At 67.3% G+C, this 18,775-nt stretch carries 24 protein-coding genes and 1 pseudogene; 9 read left to right on the top strand and 16 right to left on the bottom strand.

Going from position 1 to position 18,775, the window contains the following annotated elements; translation table 11 throughout:
• The 11 genes from EV376_RS10285 to EV376_RS10240 all read right to left on the bottom strand — a co-directional run bounded on the left by EV376_RS10285 (position 1) and on the right by EV376_RS10240 (position 8,839).
• Entirely contained in the window at positions 1-3,390 is a 3,390-nt protein-coding gene (locus EV376_RS10285; protein WP_130322095.1) for an SbcC/MukB-like Walker B domain-containing protein, read from the bottom strand.
• On the bottom strand, positions 3,387-3,986 hold the full coding sequence (locus tag EV376_RS10280; RefSeq protein WP_207228106.1) for a DUF4194 domain-containing protein: 600 nt from the start codon (positions 3,984-3,986) through the stop codon (positions 3,387-3,389). The genes EV376_RS10285 and EV376_RS10280 overlap by 4 nt, the downstream gene beginning before the upstream one ends.
• The gene (locus EV376_RS10275) at positions 3,986-5,443 is read right to left on the bottom strand and encodes a DUF3375 domain-containing protein (RefSeq protein ID WP_207228104.1); all 1,458 of its coding nucleotides are present in this window, start codon (positions 5,441-5,443) and stop codon (positions 3,986-3,988) included. Before EV376_RS10275 ends, EV376_RS10280 begins: the two co-directional genes overlap by 1 nt.
• Before the next feature lie 93 nt (positions 5,444-5,536).
• Positions 5,537-5,920 (bottom strand): PIN domain-containing protein, encoded by a 384-nt coding sequence (locus tag EV376_RS10270; RefSeq protein ID WP_130322093.1) that lies wholly within the window; start codon positions 5,918-5,920, stop codon positions 5,537-5,539.
• Positions 5,917-6,165, bottom strand: coding sequence for a type II toxin-antitoxin system prevent-host-death family antitoxin (locus EV376_RS10265; RefSeq protein WP_130322091.1), 249 nt, complete (start codon positions 6,163-6,165; stop codon positions 5,917-5,919). The genes EV376_RS10270 and EV376_RS10265 overlap by 4 nt, the downstream gene beginning before the upstream one ends.
• Before the next feature lie 53 nt (positions 6,166-6,218).
• On the bottom strand, positions 6,219-6,875 hold the full coding sequence (locus EV376_RS30805; RefSeq protein ID WP_486482578.1) for a hypothetical protein: 657 nt from the start codon (positions 6,873-6,875) through the stop codon (positions 6,219-6,221).
• A gap of 21 nt (positions 6,876-6,896) precedes the next feature.
• Positions 6,897-7,271: a hypothetical protein gene (locus EV376_RS30800; RefSeq protein WP_486482577.1), complete on the bottom strand. Its 375-nt coding sequence runs from the start codon at positions 7,269-7,271 to the stop codon at positions 6,897-6,899.
• Between the two features lie 409 nt (positions 7,272-7,680).
• Complete coding sequence (locus EV376_RS10255) at positions 7,681-8,067, bottom strand: GIY-YIG nuclease family protein (protein WP_130322089.1); 387 nt, start codon at positions 8,065-8,067, stop codon at positions 7,681-7,683.
• Between the two features lie 9 nt (positions 8,068-8,076).
• Positions 8,077-8,328, bottom strand: a complete 252-nt coding sequence (locus tag EV376_RS10250; RefSeq protein WP_130322087.1) for a hypothetical protein — start codon at positions 8,326-8,328, stop codon at positions 8,077-8,079.
• Positions 8,325-8,588 (bottom strand): DivIVA domain-containing protein, encoded by a 264-nt coding sequence (locus EV376_RS10245; RefSeq protein ID WP_130322085.1) that lies wholly within the window; start codon positions 8,586-8,588, stop codon positions 8,325-8,327. The genes EV376_RS10250 and EV376_RS10245 overlap by 4 nt, the downstream gene beginning before the upstream one ends.
• On the bottom strand, positions 8,585-8,839 hold the full coding sequence (locus tag EV376_RS10240; protein WP_130322083.1) for a hypothetical protein: 255 nt from the start codon (positions 8,837-8,839) through the stop codon (positions 8,585-8,587). The genes EV376_RS10245 and EV376_RS10240 overlap by 4 nt, the downstream gene beginning before the upstream one ends.
• A gap of 233 nt (positions 8,840-9,072) precedes the next feature.
• Here EV376_RS10240 and EV376_RS10235 point away from each other — a divergent pair, with 233 nt between their 5' ends.
• Positions 9,073-10,320, top strand: a complete 1,248-nt coding sequence (locus tag EV376_RS10235) for a helix-turn-helix domain-containing protein (protein WP_165437977.1) — start codon at positions 9,073-9,075, stop codon at positions 10,318-10,320.
• Positions 10,317-10,808 (top strand): flavoprotein, encoded by a 492-nt coding sequence (locus EV376_RS10230; RefSeq protein WP_130322079.1) that lies wholly within the window; start codon positions 10,317-10,319, stop codon positions 10,806-10,808. Before EV376_RS10235 ends, EV376_RS10230 begins: the two co-directional genes overlap by 4 nt.
• An 80-nt stretch (positions 10,809-10,888) precedes the next feature.
• Here the strand turns inward: EV376_RS10230 and EV376_RS30140 are convergent, their stop codons facing one another.
• The 3 genes and pseudogenes from EV376_RS30140 to EV376_RS10220 all read right to left on the bottom strand — a co-directional run bounded on the left by EV376_RS30140 (position 10,889) and on the right by EV376_RS10220 (position 11,568).
• Positions 10,889-11,023: a Wadjet anti-phage system protein JetD domain-containing protein gene (locus tag EV376_RS30140; RefSeq protein WP_165437976.1), complete on the bottom strand. Its 135-nt coding sequence runs from the start codon at positions 11,021-11,023 to the stop codon at positions 10,889-10,891.
• 22 nt (positions 11,024-11,045) lie between these two features.
• Positions 11,046-11,300 (bottom strand): annotated as a pseudogene (locus tag EV376_RS30135) (Wadjet anti-phage system protein JetD domain-containing protein); the annotation flags it as partial.
• A 43-nt stretch (positions 11,301-11,343) separates the two neighbouring features.
• Positions 11,344-11,568, bottom strand: coding sequence for a hypothetical protein (locus tag EV376_RS10220; RefSeq protein WP_486482576.1), 225 nt, complete (start codon positions 11,566-11,568; stop codon positions 11,344-11,346).
• On the opposite strand from EV376_RS10220, the gene EV376_RS30455 reads away from it, so the two are divergent.
• The 7 genes from EV376_RS30455 to EV376_RS10185 all read left to right on the top strand — a co-directional run bounded on the left by EV376_RS30455 (position 11,537) and on the right by EV376_RS10185 (position 17,203).
• Positions 11,537-11,737, top strand: coding sequence for a hypothetical protein (locus EV376_RS30455; RefSeq protein WP_207228632.1), 201 nt, complete (start codon positions 11,537-11,539; stop codon positions 11,735-11,737). The two genes, EV376_RS10220 and EV376_RS30455, sit on opposite strands and share 32 nt — an antisense overlap.
• 112 nt (positions 11,738-11,849) lie before the next feature.
• A complete protein-coding gene (locus tag EV376_RS10210; protein WP_130322073.1) occupies positions 11,850-12,926 on the top strand; it encodes a hypothetical protein in 1,077 nt (358 codons plus the stop codon).
• A gap of 6 nt (positions 12,927-12,932) precedes the next feature.
• Positions 12,933-13,229, top strand: a complete 297-nt coding sequence (locus tag EV376_RS10205; protein WP_130322071.1) for a transposase — start codon at positions 12,933-12,935, stop codon at positions 13,227-13,229.
• Positions 13,226-14,116: an IS3 family transposase gene (locus tag EV376_RS10200; protein ID WP_130321138.1), complete on the top strand. Its 891-nt coding sequence runs from the start codon at positions 13,226-13,228 to the stop codon at positions 14,114-14,116. The genes EV376_RS10205 and EV376_RS10200 overlap by 4 nt, the downstream gene beginning before the upstream one ends.
• A 300-nt stretch (positions 14,117-14,416) precedes the next feature.
• Complete coding sequence (locus EV376_RS10195) at positions 14,417-14,782, top strand: hypothetical protein (RefSeq protein ID WP_130322069.1); 366 nt, start codon at positions 14,417-14,419, stop codon at positions 14,780-14,782.
• A gap of 165 nt (positions 14,783-14,947) precedes the next feature.
• Positions 14,948-15,715, top strand: a complete 768-nt coding sequence (locus EV376_RS10190; protein WP_130322067.1) for a hypothetical protein — start codon at positions 14,948-14,950, stop codon at positions 15,713-15,715.
• Between the two features lie 393 nt (positions 15,716-16,108).
• Positions 16,109-17,203 carry a DNA cytosine methyltransferase gene (locus tag EV376_RS10185; protein WP_486482575.1) on the top strand — a complete coding sequence of 365 codons (1,095 nt, stop codon included), beginning with the start codon at positions 16,109-16,111 and terminating at the stop codon, positions 17,201-17,203.
• Here the strand turns inward: EV376_RS10185 and EV376_RS10180 are convergent.
• Positions 17,200-17,886 (bottom strand): DUF6339 family protein, encoded by a 687-nt coding sequence (locus EV376_RS10180; protein ID WP_486482886.1) that lies wholly within the window; start codon positions 17,884-17,886, stop codon positions 17,200-17,202. The two genes, EV376_RS10185 and EV376_RS10180, sit on opposite strands and share 4 nt — an antisense overlap.
• 41 nt (positions 17,887-17,927) lie before the next feature.
• Positions 17,928-18,752 (bottom strand): hypothetical protein, encoded by an 825-nt coding sequence (locus tag EV376_RS10175; RefSeq protein WP_130322063.1) that lies wholly within the window; start codon positions 18,750-18,752, stop codon positions 17,928-17,930.
• Between the last annotated feature and the right edge of the window lie 23 nt (positions 18,753-18,775).

Below are 18,775 nucleotides of genomic sequence, written 5' to 3'. Positions count from 1 at the left end.
TCAATCCCCGACGCTGATCAGGTTGGCGAGCTGGTGCGTCTCGCGCTGCTGGTGGTACTCCTCGATGCTGAGGCTGCGCAGCCGCGAGTTGCTGCCGGTGGGGTTGTCGACGAAGCCGACGGCGGAGACGTACGGCTCGATCACGTGGATCTTCTGCAGCGGCGTGACGATGAGCAGTTGCAGCCCGAGCCGCTGGAACAGCGCGAGCGCGAACCGGGTCGACTCGTCGGAGCCCCGGCCGAATGCCTCGTCGATGACCACGAAGCGGAAGGTCTGGCCGGGGTCGGTGGTCAGGTCGAGCTTGAACTGGTAGGCCAGCGAGGCGGCGAGGATGGTGTAGGCGAGCTTCTCCTTCTGCCCGCCCGACTTGCCGCCGGAGTCGCTGTAGGTTTCGTGTTCGCTGTCGTCCTCCCGCCACCGCTCCGAGGCGGAGAAGACGAACCAGTTGCGCACATCGGTCACCCGCCGCGCCCAGGCCTTGTCGATGTCGGTGAACCCGGGCCGGCCGCGGAATCGTTCGATGAGCTGTTTGACCTGCAGGAACTTCTGCTCGGAGTACTGGTCGCCGTCGTCGGGGGCGAGGGAGTTCTCGGTGCAGGCGCGTAGGTCGTTGATGAAGTCGCGGATCTCCACGTTGGGTGTGCGGTTGCCCTCCAGCCGGATGTACCGGCCGTTGTTGTAGTCGATGCCCACCAGCGACCGGTTGATCGTGTCGATTCGTTCCCGGATGAGGTCGGCCTGCTTGTGCAGCTGGGAGTGGAACCCGGCGATGTCGCGGATGGTGTTGGTGTTGAGGTACGTCTTGAACTCGTTTTCGAAGCGCGGCAGGTCGTCGCGGACGAGCCGCTCGTGCATCGTCCGGTACTCCGGCGCGGAGTGGATGGAGCTGTCCAGCTCGGCGGCCTCCACCGGGTAGGTGTTGCGGAAGTCCTCCATCGCGCGTACCGCCCGGTTGCTGGCCAGGGCCTGCCGGTGGGCTGCCTCGTTGCGGTCCTTGGTGAGCCGGTCCTCGGTGACGCCCCGCAGCCGGTCATAGTCCTCCGGGCTTCGCAGCGCCGTGTCGCCGGCGAGCTCGGCGATCGCCGCGTACCAGCGTTCCGCCTCCTGCGCCGCTGGCTCGCGCAGCAGTGTCTCCGCGTCGCGCCGGCCGTGCTCGGCCTGTTCCAGATGTAGCTCGGTCTGGGCGATCCGGCGCTGCAGATCGTCGCGCTCGGTGCTGCCGCCGTCGATCGCTTCGAGCACTGCCTTCAGCTGGGCGGTGACCCGCTCCAGCTCTCGGGAGGCGCGTTCGAGCTGCTGCTTCTCCTGGCGCAGCCGCCGCACCCGCTGCGCGGAGGACTGCCAGTCGATGTCGGTGAAGTCGGTGAACTCGACGAGCTTGCTCAGCAGGTCGAGTCGGCGGTTGAGCGCGCCGAGCCGGTCGACGACCGCGTCCCGGGCCTTCGTTGCCTGCGCCTTGTCGGTGGTGAGTGCACGCGCCTTGGCCAGCAGCGCGTCGATCTTCAGCTCGATGCTCCAGCCCAGCACGTAGGTGCTGCGGTCGTCGATGCGGCTGCGGTCGTCCTTCTCGTGCCGGCCGCCGGTGTCCTTGACCTGGCCGGCCCGGGTGATGGCCCGTTCGGCGCGGCGGAACTCCTCGACCGTCTGCACGCACTCGTAGCCGGCGCGGCGGCGCAGCTGGCGTTCCAGCCAGGGCCGGAACGGTGATTCCTTCAGCTCCAGCTTGGCGAAGAGCTGCCGGCCGGCGTCGGCGGGCAGCGGCTCCGCCTGCCGGGGCAGGGTCGCCGGTACCCGGTAGTAGACGAGCCGGCCGCCGAGGTGGTGGCGGTCGACCCAGCTGGCCACGGTCGGGTAGTGCTCGTCGGGCACCAGGATCGACAGCGCGAAGCCGCGCAGCAGCCGCTCCGCCGCCCCCTCCCAGTCGGCGGCGTCGGCCCGGACCTGGATCAGCTCGCCCGCGAACGGCAGCGCCGCCTCGGGCAGCTCGAGCTCGGCGCAGATGCGCGCCCGCAGGTCCAGGTTGCGCCGGGGGATGTTGGTGCGTCGTTCCTGCAGGCTGCGCAGCTCGGCGTTGACCTCTGTCTCCTGCTGCTCCAGCTCCCGCACCCGCACCGCGGCGTCGGTCAGGTCGTTCTGCAGGGCGGCGCGCTGCTCCTCGGCGCCGGTCAGCTCGTCGGCGACCTCCCGTTGCCGGGCGGTGAACTGCTCGATCGCCTCCACCGGCGGGAGGTTCGCGTCGGTTAGCAGCCCGCTGAACCGCTCGAACCGGCGCCAGCGTTCGTCGCGGGTGCCCTCGGCCTCGGTGATCTGCCGTTCCAGGTCGGCGATCCGGTCACCGCCGTGCCCGGCGCGCTCGAGCTCCAGGCGCTGCCGCTCGCTGTCGAGCTCAGCCAGCCGGGCCCGGGTGGTGGACAACTGCGCGCGCAGCTCCGTGAGCTCGGCGGTGTGCGCGGCGACCCGGGCGGCGTACAGCTCGGCCTTGCCCCGGGCACAGAAGTACGGCAGCGCCGCCCGCTTGGCGTCCAGCTCGCCGATCGCCTGCCCGTACGCGTCGTAGGCGGTGCAGGCGTCGAGCAGCGGCTTGAGCGCGGCCAACTGTTGGCGGGCTGTGACCACCGCCTCGTGCGCCTTGGTCAGATCCTGGAAGTGCTCGACGAGGCGCCGGATCCAGCCACCGGTGTCGAACGGCTCCAGCATGTGGTGGCGGACGAAGTCGTTGAGGTCACCGACCGCCTTCATCGAGACGGTCTGGTGGAACAGCTCCATCGCCTGGTCCGAGGCGATGCCGAGGCGGCGCCGGAAGTCCTTGCCGTACTCCGGGAAGTGGTCGTACACCTTGGCGCCGGACTGGCGCAGCCGCCGCTTCAGCTGGCCGATCTCCGAGCCGAAGTCGGCGAAATCGCCGGCGATCGTGAACTCCCGATCGGAAGTCACGTAGAAGCGCTCCGGCTGGCCCGGGTTGCCGTCGTGCAGCCAGAACACCTGCGCCAGGCTGACCGCCGCCCCGCTGACCGGCTCGGCGAAGACACCGAGCAGCACCGAGTAGCACGAGCCGCGGCGCAGGCCGACCGGCTCGGAGGCGCCGGTCTTCTCGTTGCGCTCCGACTTGTAGTGGCCCTGCACGTAGGAGCGCAGCGTGCGCTCCCGGGTGTCGGCGCCGGCCGCTTTGTTGTACGAGATCCGGTTGGCCGGCAGCAGCAGCGTGGTGATGGCGTCGACGACGGTGGACTTGCCGGAGCCGATGTCCCCGGTGAGCAGGGCGTTGGCGCCGTCGAGGCGCAGCGTCCAGACCCGGCCGTCGAACGTCCCCCAGTTGTGCAGCTCCAGCCGTTGCAGGCGGAACCCGGCGAGAGCCGAGGGCGCGGTCTCTCCGATCATGGTCGCGGTCATCGGGTCGCCTCCAGCTCGGCGGCGTACTCCGCCAGCCGGGCGTCGAAGTCCGCCAGCCACTGCGCGTCGACGAAGGCCTTGATGATCCGCCGCACCTCGTACGTCGGCTCGGCATCGTCGATGCGGCGCAGGAACCCCAGCTCCACGATCTTGCCCAGGTGCGTGTCGATCTGATCGATCAGCCGGGCCTCACTGGTCGAGGTGGGCAGGAAAACCGCGCACAGGTCCACGATCTGCTGCCGGGTCAGCACCAGCCGGGTGTCGGCGTTGCTGGCGTCGAACTCGGCGAGCTTCTTGCGCAGCAGCGCCAGCAGCAGGCTGACGTGGAACGACAGCGCCCGGCGCGGGATGAGCCGGGGAATCGTCGGCTGCCCGGTGGCCTCCTCGTCGCCGGGCTGGGAGCGCAGGAACGCGTACCCCTCGGCTTCGTCGACGACGACGGTGAGGCCGAGCACGGCGACGTAGTCGCGGACCTGCGCCTGCAACTGCATCAGGTGATGCCAGGGCACCGGGTGCGTGTCGCGGTAGACGACGCCCTTCATCAGGTGGGCGGCGGCCACCGACAGGCTCGGTTCCTCGCTTCTGGTCGCGGCCATCACACCCCATCCAATGCCGGCACCCGGCGCACGAACGAGACGGCGGGCAGGACCGCGGTCCGAGTCCGCCCATCCGGGTCGTACCAGCGCACCTGGTCCCGCCGGTCCTCGTCGAAGACGACGTCGAAACCCGGGTCGCGCAGCGACAGGTACGTCACCAGCTCCGCCAGGCCCTGCTCCAGCGGACGGTCGGCCAGGACCTCCGGCAGGGACACCTGCGAGCTGCGGCGCAGCGCGGCGCGTACGGCGTCGGTCAGCCGGACCGGATCGACGTGCACCTGCTCGAAGAGTCGGGAGACATCGATGTTGGCCTCGCCGGCGCCGACCGTGGTGTCCAGCGCCTGCTTCGCCCGAGGCCGGTACAGCGGGCGTTCCATCGGCAGCACGACCTGCGGAGCGGGCGCGTCGAGCTCAAAGACCAGGCCCTGCGTCGGCTGGTCGCGCAGCGCCAGCGCATGCGCCTCGATACCGCGGAGCAGGTCCATCACCCGCCGGTTCTCCAGCCACACCTGGTCGTCGAGGAACCGCCGCAGCTGCTCCGACAGCAGCCGGACCGTCGCCTGGGTGCGCTCCGCCGCGTCGAGCCAGTCGTAGTGGATGCGCCGCATCCGCGGATCCACTTCTCCGATGACGTCGAGCGACTGCACCCGGGCGAGCAGGTCGCCGAACTCCTGCTGGCGTTGCGGCGACAGCAGGAAGTCGTAGAAGGCGTGAAAGCTGCGCCCCTGGTCGGAGTCGGCGATCGCGTGCCGGCTGCCGACGACCTCGTCGAGCAGCTCCCCCTTCGAGCCGCTCCACGTGGCGATCTTCTCGCGCAGCGCCCGGTCCAGCGCCCGGAAGTTCGCCTCGACCTCGCGGAAGTCGCCGAGCAGCCCGCGCGCCGTCGTCACAAACTGCTGGTAACGGTCCCGCTGCGCCGCGCCGTCGAGCACCTCCACCTGACCGCCGCGTACCTTGGCGATCTCGGCGTCGATCGCGTCCCGGCGGGCCTGCAGCTCCGCTAGCCGGGCGTCCGGGTCGGTCTCCGCGCCGTAGACCATCTGGCGCAGCAGCTCGAGCACGATGTTGAGCCGGGACTCGGTGCCGACGAACGACCGGGCCTGCAGCGACTGCACCCACGACAGCGCCCGCTCCACCGCCGGGGTCGCATCGAAGTGCACCTCGTCCGAGTCGGGCGGATAGTACTTCCGCAGCCAGCCGACCTCCGGCTGCGCCCAGTCGTCGAGGTACGCCTTGGCGGCGCGCGGGAAGGTGCCGGCGCCGAGCCGCTCGTTGAGCGCGTACAGCTCGTCCTCCAGGCGCGCGGTCAGCTCGACGCCGGAGATGGAGCGCACGTTCTCCTCGACGAACACCAGCCCCAGGAAACTCAGGACAAGAGCGGCATGGTCGGCGCGCAACAGCCGCCACGCCGCGTTGTTGCGGCGCAGCCACTCGATCTCGTCGAACTCGATCGCCACCGCCGTCTGCCCGCCCCTGCCCTGGTCACTCAGCCGCCGCCCATGCTAGAGCCCGGCTGGGACATCCTGCTCGGGGCCGCTGGCGGGTCAAAGTCAGATCGTGTGGATCGTGATGAGGTCCTCGAGACCTGCAAGGTCGTCGGCGTTGCGGGTGTACACGGCGGCGTCATGCGCGTGTGCGGTTGCGGCGATGAGCAGGTCCATCACCCTGGCTCGCGGCTGACGGCCGACCTCGACGACACGTGCGGCCAACCGTGCGTAGCTGTCAGCGATGACCTCGTCGATGGGTAGCGGATCAAATCGACGTTGGATGGCGCTCAGCCGCGCCAAGCGGAGCGCCCTCGCCTCGGCGGTTTTCGCGATCAGGACACCGAACTGGAGCTCGGCAAGACTGGCGACGCTGATGGCCAACTCGCCGGGAATCGGGGTTACGTCGTTAGCGATGAGGATGCTGGTGTCGAGGATGCCGCGGCTCACCGCTCAACCCACGGATCGGCGATGGTGTCATTGAGGAGGTCCCGATCACCTGCCCACCCTGGGTCAGTGGGTTGGTCGAACACGCCGGCAAGGTCGTCCCACTCGCGCCAGGTTCGAGGACTGACCGGGCCGAGCACGGCTGCCGGGCGACCGGCGACGGTGATCGTCACGCGTTCACCCGCTTGCGCCCGGCGTACGAGGTCGCTGGCGTTCTGTCGCATCTCCCGCAGCCCAACTTCATGCATACAGCAAACGTAGCACATGTGCTACCCGCAAGACGTTGTGGCCGGCGGGCCCTTCAGTCTTCCCCGTCGCGTTCCTCATCGTCCCCGCGCCGACGGAGCGCTCGTTCGGCAATCCGGCTGGAGAGCTTGCCTGTCGCCCATTTGGCCCGGCCGAGGGTCTCGTTGCCAAGGCGCTTGGCGGCGTCAACGCCGTCTGCTCCCGTCTCGAGCGCCTTGTCCCTCGCCTCCTTGGCCGCGTCCGTCCATCGTCTCGCCTCTGATGACTGGCGAGCGCGCTCGATCCCGAGCCGTCCGTGGAAGTCGACGATGGCGATCGAGACGTGGTTGCTCGACTGCACCACAGCTGGGGAGTCCATTGGGTTCAGCAGCACCTTGGTGTTGGCTCTGCCTGCAGCCGCATCCATGCGGGCCATGAGGCGCTCGGTGCTCCGCGAAATGAGCTCCAGCCGGTTCATCCGGGCAGCCCGAAGTGCGAGGCGATGCCGGTCCAGCTCGTCCGGAGACGCATCCAGCACGCGGTCGAGTTCGAGCACGGCGATCGCATCCTGCAGTTGGAAGCAACGAGCCAGAACCCCGAGCCACTCCTGAACCTTGGACTCCGCCTCCCTAGCCGCCTTGGCGAGGTCACCGATCTTGGACTTGCGCTCCAACTTCTCCGCGAGTGCGTCGAGCTGGCGTAACACGTACGCCTGGGTTCGTGCGATCGTCATCGAGGTGGCCTGCACCTTCGATCACGTGACCTCGGAGACCCGGCCCACCTGCTCGCGGATCGTCATGGCCTCCCCGATGACGAAGTCCACCCCGATCATGTCCGCCAGCACGGCGTCTTTCTGGGCGCGGAGCACGTCGTCGACCTTCTCGTCGATCGTGGCGAGATAGTCGGTGATCTCGTCCATGGCCTGTTGCATCGCAAGCTGTGCCATGAGCCCCGCGGCGCCGGCCAGGAGCGCAGGGTTGGTCGGAAGCGATCCGGGCTTCACGAACTGGAGGTTCTTGACGAATTGACCGTTCTGCGCCCTCAGCGTGGCATGAGCGTTGCCGGAGACCGAGTTCGTGACCATCGGGAACTTCTGCGCGATCTTCGCGGACTCCTCAGTCAATTTCATCCAGCGACCTGAGTGGGCGGCGATCTCGGAACCTGCCTGTGCGACTCCCGCTGCCGTACGGAGGGCAGGTCCGAGTCGATGCAACCCGAGGTCCTTCGACGGCAGCCCCTCGAGACGAGGAAGAGTTCGATCACCCCCGGGTCACCGATGACAGCCAGGCCATCACCGTCACTGATCAACTGAATCTCGTTATCCATCGTCGCCCCTCCAGAAACAGCCCGCCGGCCAGTTCGTCAACGACATGATCCGGGCCAGGATCGGGGTCCTCGAGCAACGACGCTAACCGCAATGTGCCTTGCCGTGTGTGCCGCCTTGCGTACAAGATCTGTTACCGACCCGGACGATGTGGCGCCGGGGCGAATCGTGGGCAGCTGGCTCGTGGACGGTCTACGGAGGCTGCTCCCGCCCGTCACCCGGTTTCCGGGACCTGCCGGTTGAAGCGGGGCTTGAGGGCCAGGACCAGGGCTTCCTTCGTACCCTCCGGGTTGTCGGTCTCCTGCCAGCGGACCTCGCGCTCGCCCAGCCAGCCGGCGATGTCCTGCGCCGTCGCCACCGTGCCCTGCCTGTCGAGGAGCTGGCCGACCTGCTCGTGCAGCACCGACGAGCCGCGATTGCCGGTCAGGTGCTGCCGCAGGCGGTTGCGCAGGTTCCCGGTCCGGCCGACGTAGATGACCGTGCCGCCGTCGAGGACCACGTGCACACCGGGCGCGCGGGGAGCGTCGGCGACGGCCTCCATCGTGTACGGCACGGGTGGCGTGAAGCCGGCCAGCAGGTCGTCGATCAAGGGGTCGGGCATGCCCGGAGGCTACTCCCGCGTGACCGCGCAGGGGCCGTCGTGGTCGTTGCGGCGTCGGCAGCGGCCGGCGCCGTCGAGTCGGGCGTCACACCAGATCCGGGTACGCAGGAACTGCCGGTCCTCCTCGCTGAGCGTGGTCTCGCCGAAATCGATGGCGGTGACGTGACGGAGCGCGTCGCGCAGTGCGGTGGCGAGGATGATGGCGCCGTCGAGGCTGGTCAGCGTGGTGGGCAGGTGGATGACCCAGCGGGGCGCGCTCATCGTGGCCACCTGCTGTTCTGCAGGCCGGGCGGGGTGTGGCGGCAGCCGGTGTGGCGGGCCTGCCACTGGCGTAGCGCCTGGCGGATGCGTTCGGACTCGGTGTTCGCGGTGGTCAGCTCCCGATGTAGGCGGTCGAGTTCGTCGGCGATCCGGTTGAGGTAGTCGTTGACCTGGTTCGGGTCTAGGCCGCGCCAACGGGTGTCGAAGGCGGCGGCACGGACGTGGTGCGCCTGCAGGCGTACCCCGGTCACATAGATCATCGCTGCGGTGCCTCCTGCTGGGCAATCAGCTGTTGGATCTGCCGGTCGGTGAGGCCGCGCTGGTCGAGGACGCGCTGGCCCCAGCGGTGCAGCCGGCACGGGTGCGGCGCGCGGTCGTTGCGGCAGCGCAGGCCGTCCGGCCACTGCTCGGGCGCGTGCACGGTCAGCGCCTTGAGGGCGAAGCCGACGTCCTCGGCGGTGACGTACGGCGGAAGCGGCAGCTCGCCGAGCGCCTCGTCGATCGAGTCCATGTCCCTCCCTCGCGTTGGTGGGGCACCGGGGCGGGCGGGGACGGCGCTCGTCGTTCGGGTCAACGCCGCCGGAGCCCAGCACCCGCCCCGGGCCATGCGCTCAGCCTCGACGAGGAGCTGACCAGGAGCTACAGCGTCGGAGGCGCCTGTGTGACGCAGAAATGTGGCACCTTCGTACTCACCCCGTTGACGGACTGTTACTACAGTGGCGGCAGAGCGGAGGGAGATCGACCGTGACGTTGAAGCGACACCGGCTCTGTCAGCGGCGCAAGGCGCTGGGATACAGCCAGGAGCGCCTGGCGGACCTCCTCGGTGTTGAGCGGTCTACCGTCGTGCGCTGGGAGAACGCCGAGACGGACCCGCAGCCATGGCACCGAAGCCGAATCGCCTCCGCGTTGGGAGTTACGCTCGAACAGCTCCACGACATGCTCGTCGACGTGTCAGTGGCAGCGCATCGAGGGCAGGCCGCGAAGGACATGGAGCGCGATCCCGCTTCAACTGCTGCCCGGCTGGACCTCTTGAGCGGCCTCCGGACCTTTCTCACCAGCTATCTCGTGGATTCCGCTCGGCCAGCTCCGACGCTGGTCGAGGTCCGGCGAGCTGTGGGCAGGGTGCACAACCTTTACCAGCGAGCGAGTTACACCTCGGCCGCCCGCATTCTGCCGGATGTGCTCAGCCAAGCGACAGCCCTGACCACCAGCACACCTGGCGTCTACCGCAGCGCTGCGTTTCGGCTGCTCGCCGCCGCCTACATCGCCGCGTCGAAGCTCACGGCCAAGGTGGGTGACGGCGAAGCGGCCCTGCTGACCGCCGACCGGGCTTCGACCGCAGCCCGTCTCGCAGACGATCGGGCGCTGGCTACAGTTGCCGCACACCAGGCGGCGTGTGGACTGATGCGGCAGCCCGGAAGAACTGCCCAAGCGGAGCAGGTGGTGCGGACCAGCATCGAGCGCCTGGCCACGGCTGGTTCAGTTGCCGATCCTGACCTTCTCTCCGCTCACGGCGCACTACTGCTCCTAGCTGCCGTCATGGCTGCTAAACAGGGCGATCCGAAGCAAGCGAGCCAGTTCCTGGCGCACGCCGAGGCGCTTGCGACGACGTTGGGAGCTGACCGCAACCGGCTGTGGACGGGTTTCGGTCCGACGAACGTTGTCATTCATGCGGTGTCCACTGCCGTCCGAGCCGGCAACGCGGACCAGGCCATGGAGATTGCGACGCGGCTCGACACGTCGCGACTGCCGCCCGTCCTGGTCGGGCGGAGGGCGCAAGTACACGTGGACTTGGCCGCAGCGGCACTGTTGTCGTCCGGCGACAGGTCCGTCTCGGTGTTGCACCTGCTCGAAGCCGAGCGAGTGGCCGCCGAGATGGTCCACTCAAACGTGCGCGCCCGGATGCTCCTGCTCGACCTGTTGGCGAAGGAGCGCCGAGCGGCGACGCCAGGGCTGCGGCCACTCGCAGAGCGGGCCGGTTTGCTGGCATGACTGACCCCCGCGTGCTTGCCCTGGTCGTCTGCGCCGCGCCGCCGGTGCTGCGGATCGCTGAACTGATCGACCTGCTGCAGGAAGACGGCTGGACCGTCTGCCTGACCGCTACGCCGACCGCCGCGACGTGGATCGACCGGGAGGCCCTTGCCGAGCAGACCGGGTATCCCGTCCGGGTGGAGTGGCGGAAGCCCGGCGACCCCGAGCCGCATCCGCTGGCTACGGCCGTCGCCGCCGTACCTGCCACCTTCAACGTCATTAACAAGTGGGCGCAGGGTATCAACGACACCCTCGCGCTGGGCATCCTGAATGAGGCGCTCGGCGCTGGCATCCCGATCTACGCTTTTCCGAACGTCAAGGAGCAGTTAGCCGCTCATCCAAGCTACGACGGGCACCTACGGCTGCTACAGGACGCGACCGTCGCCGTGGCGTCCCTGCCTGCTGAGCTGGATTGGCATATGGTCGTTGACCGTCTCCGTATCGAATAGCCTCCCGGGAGATTCCGCGGTCCTTCGGCCCGCCGCAGGTTGCGCGACCCGGCTCGAAAGTGCCCGGACTCCGAGTCGCGTTAGTCGGTCAACACTCGTTCCATGGTGCTGAACCGAATCCGCTCCCGCTCCAATCGCAAGGCAGGTGCGTACCGGTTGGCGACCAAATCGCGGTACAGCTGCGACGCCGCGGGCGTCAGGTGGGCCAGCTCCACCGCGACCGGGGGCGGCCTCCCGGCCCCAATGCTGCCGGTGCTCTAGCAACGTCGCGGAGCTCATCAGCACCGACGTCGTGTGCGGAAACACCTGGCGGAGCCGGTCGAGGATGGCGAGCCCGTGGGTGTCAATGTCGCCCCAGTAGCTCAGCTCCAGGTCGTGCAGCCAGGTCAGCGGCGCCAGCGCACGGACCGCGTAGCCGCCGCCGAAGACCGCAGCAGCGTCCGGCATCGACGGAAGGGCCAGGTACGTAGTTTCGTTCTCCATGACGAGCACCCGTACGAGAGCGGAGTGCCGGCCAACTCGTCAACCGGGACCGTCATCTCGCTGAACGGACCGAGCGCCGCCGGGATGGGGCGGGCAAGCGCCCGCAGCCGCACATACGTGGGTTTGGTGCGGCACTGTACCGCTCGGCGAACCGAGTTGGCGGCTTTGCCGCGTCGATCCGCTCGGGTGCCAGCTGCCGGTCCAGCAGCTGGGCCGGGACACCACGGTGCTGCTCGACGAACTTGGTGTCGACGCTGGCGACGTCGATCTGCCACACGTACCGCTCCGTCGTGGGGTGCCGGTCAGTCCATAGCACGCCGTCGACCACCGACCACACCAGCCACAAGCAGCAGGGCAGCATGATCCGCCGCTACATCATCTGGCGGAACAAGAACGCCGCCGACGAACGCCTACGCGAGGTAGTCAACAGGGCGAACGTTGCCTGATGCGGCACCAGTGAGGCTCCGCCTCGGACCGCCGAGGTGGGTGGCTGGGCTGGTCGGACCGGTGCCGGCGGGTTCATTCTGGCATTCGTAGGCGTGGATGCGGAGGTTGGTCATGGCCTCACGTCTGGCGAGAACGAATGCGGTCACGGTCAATGACGTGCTCGATGGGCAGAAGCTGTTGGAGATCGACTGCCTGGACCGGATTTATCTGACCATGTCCGTGCCGAACCTGGTCGTGGGTGGGCAGGTGGTCAGCTTCCTCACCCAGCACGAGGGCATGCCGGTGCCGTCTCCTGCGCTGTTGGAACGGCGTGGGCAGGCTTTCCGCCGGGCGGTGCTGTCGTTCGCCGAGGCCAACGACATCCCGGTCATCAGCTTCACCGGCAGGAAGGAGAAGACCCGCCCGGGTGTGCTGGCGGACAGCCCGTGGCCGGAGCGCAAGATCGATCAGGTGATGCCGTTGATGCGTGAAGCCGCGGCTAGTGGCCGGTCTCAGGTCGTCGCGATCGGTGTGGCGCAGGAGTACCAGCGCGTGTTCACCGGATCGAAGTCCGCCACCGGCACCGGGGCCGTGTGGTTCTCATACCAGCGCGTTGACCGGCGGGTCACCTGCTACTACTTCTACCTGTGGGACGTCGACGTCGGGCCGGCGTTCATCAAGATCTGCGCCTACTTCCCCTACCCGGGAAAGATCTGGTTCAACGGGCACGAGTGGGCCAAACGCCAAGCCACCAAGGCGGGCATCAGCTTCCGTGAGCTGTCCAACGGCTTCGCCGCCTGCGACGACCCCACCGGGCTGCAGGACATCTGTGACCGGCTCGGACCCGGCACCGTCACCGTGTTCGCCGAGCGCTGGTGGGCACGGCTGCCGCTGCCGTTCACCCCCGCCGATCGGGCCGCCGGCTACTGGTGGGACATCTCCATGCGCCAGATCGAGGTCGCCAAGACCATCGTGTTCACCGCGCCCCGCCATGCCCGGGCCTTCTTCGAAGCCCTCGCCGCGGACAACCTCGACATCGGCCGCCCCGACAACATGGAGATCATCTTCAACCGGCAGGTCCGCTCCACCACCAAAGGCGTGTTCCGCACCGCGATCGACCGTGACAACGACGGCGTCGTGGTCAACGCCTTCTACCGCCACAGCCGTGAGGTTCCCCCGATAGCGTGGAGGCCAGACCTAAGGGGATAGATGGTCATGGCTGAGAAGAGGAGACGGTTCGACCGGGAGTTCCGCGAGGGCGCCGTGCGGATCGTCCGGGAGACGGGCAAGCCGATCGCACAGGTGGCCCGGGACCTGGGGATCAACGACGGCACCCTTGCCAATTGGGTGGCGCAGGACCGGCGGGCCCGTGGTGAGGGCGCCGCCGGTGGGTTGGATGAAGACGAGCGCGCGGAGCTTGTCCGGTTGCGGCGGGAGAACGCCGAGTTGGCGATGGAGCGCGACGTGCTCAAGCGATCTGTGGTCCTGTGGGTCAAGGAGGCGACGAAGTGAGCGTTGCGGCGTTCGTCGCCTCCCAGAGGACCGAGCACGGCGTGCCGCACGCGGTGACCTGCCGCGCCCTGGGGCTGTCGCAGTCGTGGTTCTACAAGTGGCGCGATCGTCCATTGACCGCCCGCCGGCAGCGGCAGGCCGACCTGGACGGGGCGATCCGGGCCAGCTTCGACGCCTCCGGCGGCACCTACGGCTCCCCGCGGGTCACCCTGGACCTGCGGGCGGCCGGCTGGCGGGTCGGGGAGAACACCGTCGCCGCGCGGATGGCCGCCCTCGGCCTGGCCGGCCGCACCCCGCGCCGGCGGCGCAGCCTCACCAAGCAGGGCAAACGGCCGGCCGCGCCGGACCGGGTCCGGCGGCAGTTCACCGCCGTCGCACCGAACCTGCTGTGGTGCGGCGACCTGACCGAGATCACCACCGATGAGGGCAAGCTCTACCTGTCCACCGTGATCGACCTGTACTCCCGCCGGCTGCTCGGCTACGCCATGAGCGCCCACCACGACGCGGACCTGACCACCGCGTCGCTGTCCATGGCCGCCGCGACCCGCGGCGGCACCATCGACGGGGTGATCTTCCACAGCGACCGCGGCAGTGAGTACACCGCCGCCGACTACGCCACCGCCTGCCGCCGGCTGGGCATCCTGCAGTCCATGGGCCGGGTCGGCTGCGCCCTGGACAACGCCGCGGCCGAGGCGTTCAACTCCACCATCAAGGTCGAATACATCCACCGGCACCGGTTCCGCACCCGCGCCGAAGCCCGTATCAAGATCGCCACCTGGATCGTCGACTTCTACAACGCCCGTAGACGTCACAGCGCCTGCGACGGCATGTCACCGATCGACTACGAGCGACTCATGGCCCAGGCTCGAGGAGCCGAAGCCGCATAACGGAGTCCTCCACGATTCCGGGGGATTGACAGCCGGGTCAAGTACTACCTCAAAGACCGGCGAGCCCTACGCATCGAAACCGTCATCAACGACACCTACGACATCGGCGTACTGCGCCGCCTGGAACACCTCGATGAAGTCGTCGCCAAAGCCCGTGACGCCAACCGCCGGCTGCTGGACACTATCCGTGCCGGTCAGAGCTGCGTCCTTGCGAGCCCAGTCATCGAACGGGTCGCACAGCCCACCCTCACCGAGGATGGCAGGAGGGCCCCAGCGCTACGCTTCGCCGACCCTCGGGTCATGGCCCTGACCGGCGCCCTATGCCTGAGCCTGTTCGCCGTCACCGGCGTCACCAACAAGAGCCTTCGCGCCTTGACCGCCCGGCTGCTCGGCACCGGCTACACCACCAGCCAGATGACCTACGACCTACGACGCCTGCGGTTCAACGGCCTGATCCGACGCATCGAACACACCCACACCTACGTCCTGACCCCCGACGGCCAACGCCTCGCGATCTTCTACACCAAACTCAACGACCGCCTCCTACGCCCACTCCTCGCCGCCGACCAGCCCCAAGCCCGACCCGCCCTGCGCCAAGCCCTGGCCACCATCGACCACCACGTCGACGACTACATCGCCCGAGCACGCCTCAGGCCCGCAGCCTGAAAACCTGACTCAGTTGTTCAGATTCTCGAACCCAAGGATCTAGAAGGAGCAAGAACCAGGTTCATTGCCTCGGACTGCCGTCGCCCCGTCGACGTCCGACGGTCTACGTCCGTCTGAGCCGAAGGGGCCTGTTGCCCCCCGGTCCAGATGCGGCAGGATGCGATCATGAAGCCCCGCATCGTCCGGACGCACGACATCCTTCGCTACGCGCGCGATGCCAGGCTCCATGAAGAGAAGCTGGACGGCTACCTCAACTACCACTTCACAATGTCGCCGCCAGACGGCAGCCTGCCGCGCATCCAGCTCGAGCGAGGCATCAATGCAACGGCCCATGTCCACGGGCCGGACGGGGTACGACGTCCCGTCGTTGCCCTTCGATCCAGTCCCTGGAAGGCGGGGCACGCGACTAATCCTTGGTACGACGAGTTCGACCTGAATCGCGGGCATGTTCGCTACTACGGAGACCATAAGGCCAACAGCCCAGGCCCACTCGGCTCCACTGTAGGCAACAAGGCGCTCCTCGATACTTGGCCCCTCCATGCCTCGATGAGCATCGAAGACCGGCTGCTCGCACCGCCGCTGTTACTATTCCGCGCAGTGACCGTAGAGCGAGACGGGCAGAGCCTGGTAAAAGGCCATGTGGAATTCTGCGGGGTCGGCATCATCCACCAACTCGAGCACGTCGTGCAGCAGGACGAGACCCTAGGACGCACCTTCCCGAACCTTGCCCTGGACATCGCGGTCCTAGACACATCCGACCGCGGCGACGCGATTGACATCCGCTGGATCGACGACCGTCGTAATCCCCATCTGGATTGCCTCCAGGCCAACCGGTACGCCCCGCTCTCTTGGAGTCGCTGGATCAGGGAAGGACACCAAGCAATTCCGCGCGTCCGACGCACCGTCGTTCCCGCACCCGGCAGAACCTCCTGATTGGCGATGCCGTGGGCAAGCGTTGGCAAGGCGAGATCCCCGTCTTCGCCTCATCCAAGGACGTCCGCAGGCCATGGAGGCCCGGCTGGTCGGCGGCCTCCCCATCCGCGAGAGGCGAGGGGTCTTCGGCTACGCTGCTGGACCCTGGCCCAGGAACCCTCGGCCAGCGAGCAATGCAGGGAACGACAGGCGAGGCATGTCGTAGGGGGCCTGTACGGTGCGCAGGCCGTCCGGATCCCTTGTTCGATGAAGGAAGAGGCCGTTGGAACAACCATCCCCTCCCGTCACCTGGCGGCCGGCGCGCCTCCGCGGCAACGGCGAACCTGATCAATACGATTGCTTGACTTCCCCTAGCGATTTGTGCGTAGCGGCGGCTATCGGCAGGAGGAAAGGGTGACCGACACGTTGCAGAGCGGGCCGGACAAACTGCGAGTCGTCGACCTCTTCGCTGGTTGCGGCGGTCTGACGTCTGGCTTCCACAGCACCGGTCGGTTCCGGACCGTGGGGGCAGTCGAACTCGATCTCGCAGCAGCTGCGACGTACGCAGCCAATTTTGGAGAAGAAAACGTCTACTGGGGCGATATCGAGGAATGGGTGAAAGGAGATCTGCCGTCCGCCGATGTGGTCATCGGCGGACCGCCCTGCCAGGGCTTTTCGAGCCTCGGCAAGCGCGACATCGGTGATCCGCGCAACTCCATGTGGCGCCACTACGTCGAGGCCCTGGTGAAGATCAAACCTGCGGCGTTCTTGCTCGAGAACGTGCCACAGTTCAAGCGCTCCGGCCAATTTCATAGCCTTTGGAAGGAGACGCTACCTGGCGGCATGCTCAGCAACTACTCGTTGAGCTTTCAGACGGTTCTTGCTACAAATTTCGGAGCGGCGCAGCTGCGTCGCAGATTCATTGTCATCGGGACCCTCAAGGACTTCCCCCGGATACATGTACCAGATGGCGATGTGCCCCGAGAAGAATGGAGAACCGTACGGGATGCCATCTGGGAGCTCCGCCACTCTGTCATACCTGACAACACCGAGCTTCCGGATGACACGGACCGGTTCTTCAGACAAGAGGTACCAGGAGCTTTTAAGGCGTCGGCTCTGGACTTCGCACGAAAGTACGCCAAGATTTCCGTCGAGCGGATGAAGAGCATCCCTCCGGAGGGTGATCGGCGTAGCATCCCGCCGCATCTCCTTCCCCCGTGCTGGGTGGGACGGACAGACGGCATGGACGTATTCGCGCGTCTCCGCTGGGATCGACCGTCCGTCACCATCAGGACAGAATTTTTTAAGCCCGAAAAAGGTCGCTACCTGCACCCCGAGGAACACCGCGCATTGAGCCACCACGAAGCGGCACTGCTACAGGGCTTCAACGACGACTTCAAGTGGTGCGGAACCAAGATCCAGATCGCCCGGCAGATCGGCAACGCCGTGCCGGTCGAGTTGGCGGCAGGTTTGGCGAAGCACATAGCCGCCACGCTGGACCAGCACTAACGATGAGGCGTGGCTCTCGGCAGGTTCATGACCGTCTCGGTTACCAGCGCCGAGCACAGATCTCGGACCTGGTGGTCGCTGAGGGCTCGTACGTCCAGGAATGCCAGGTATCGCAATAACCGGAGTGTGACGTCACGAATAACCCGTCTCCGGGGAACGCCCGCAGAGAGTTCCGTGACGGCGCGCGCCGTCTCACGTACGAGGCGTGAGTCGCCGCCGATGCTGCGGCGCTCGAGAAGCTGGTTGAGGTCGCTCTCACTGAGGGCGGCAAGAATCTGCTCGTGGCCAGCGAAGACCACTGCTTGCCACCACAACCGCGCCCAGGTGTGCCTGGTCAGATCGGTCGCGACCCACCGTTCCCTGTTCTCGCGACCGAAGCGCCACATGGTCACGTCAGGTAGGGCGACGAGGGAGATGAAGGACCAGACATCCCGGTTGCCCGCCTCTGCCCAGGCGAGGTCCATGTTCTTTCGGATTAGCCTGGCGGCGTCCCGGTCGAAGGCGACTCGCGCATCCGGGGCAGCCGCCTTGGGAAAGCCATGCCGCTCCGCGAGCGTCGACACGGCATCTATCAGGTCCCGTATCCGCTTGACGGAAACGCGACCGCCCACAGGGGCCCAGGTCTGGTCCGGGTGTGTCTCAGAGGGCGTAGGAGTCCACCCTTCATTGATCCTGGCATACATCGCTGCGCCTATGACTGCCGGAAGATGGGGCCACAGTTCGCTCACTGGAATATCCGCCCCTTTCCGAGATTCCTGATTGCGCCGGAGATTTGAGTCCTGAAATCGGCCAGTTCGACGGGCGACGGTGGAGCAGCAACCGGCAGCGGCGAAGCCCTTACAGTTCTCGAGAGGACGTCGCCGACGCTATCCGGGGGCCATGCCTCGCGTTCGGCAAGTTCGTCACGAAGGTGAAGAGCAAGCTCCAGCAGCAGCGCGGCGACGTCCGCCTGCAGTTGGTCCAGGAGAGCCTGCTGCCTTCTGTCCTTGGCGCCGCGAGCGACGGCCGCACATAGCTCACGGTCACGCTTGTTGATCAATACACGGAACGTTCCGTAGAACGGCGCGGTGAGTTCTGTGCTGGTCTCGAGATGCCAGCTGGCAGTCGGCGAGAGACGCGTGTGAGAGAAGTCGATCTCATGCACTGGGAACATGGAGGACACGTTCTCCAGCACTACACGCTGGACGTGTTCGGCAAGCACGGAGCCCTGGACGGCGGCCACGCCGACCGCCCGGCGGGCCGGGGGGCGTACCAGGCTGACAGTGGTGCGGAGCGTCAGTATCCCGGACAAGCGCTCCCCGACAAGGATCGTGTCGGCGACGGCCGCACCATTGGGATGGAACGGCACAGGAGACGAGGCCTCGGTCATGTCGGTCGTGGAACTAGTCCAGGACACGGTCAACACGACATCATCGAGCTCCAGACCCGTCTCCTGAACGAACCTTCCTGCGTCGACTTGCACTCGTCGCGCGACCCGCAGGTCTGTGCCCGGATCCCAACCGTCGACGGCATCGGGCAATGGCAACCACTCCTGGGCGCCGAGCAACATCCATGGTTGCCACACGACAGTGC

It is taken from the genome of Micromonospora sp. CNZ295, from assembly GCF_004217535.1.
Note: the sequence above shows the minus strand (reverse complement) of the source record. Positions and strands in the feature narration are given on the sequence as shown.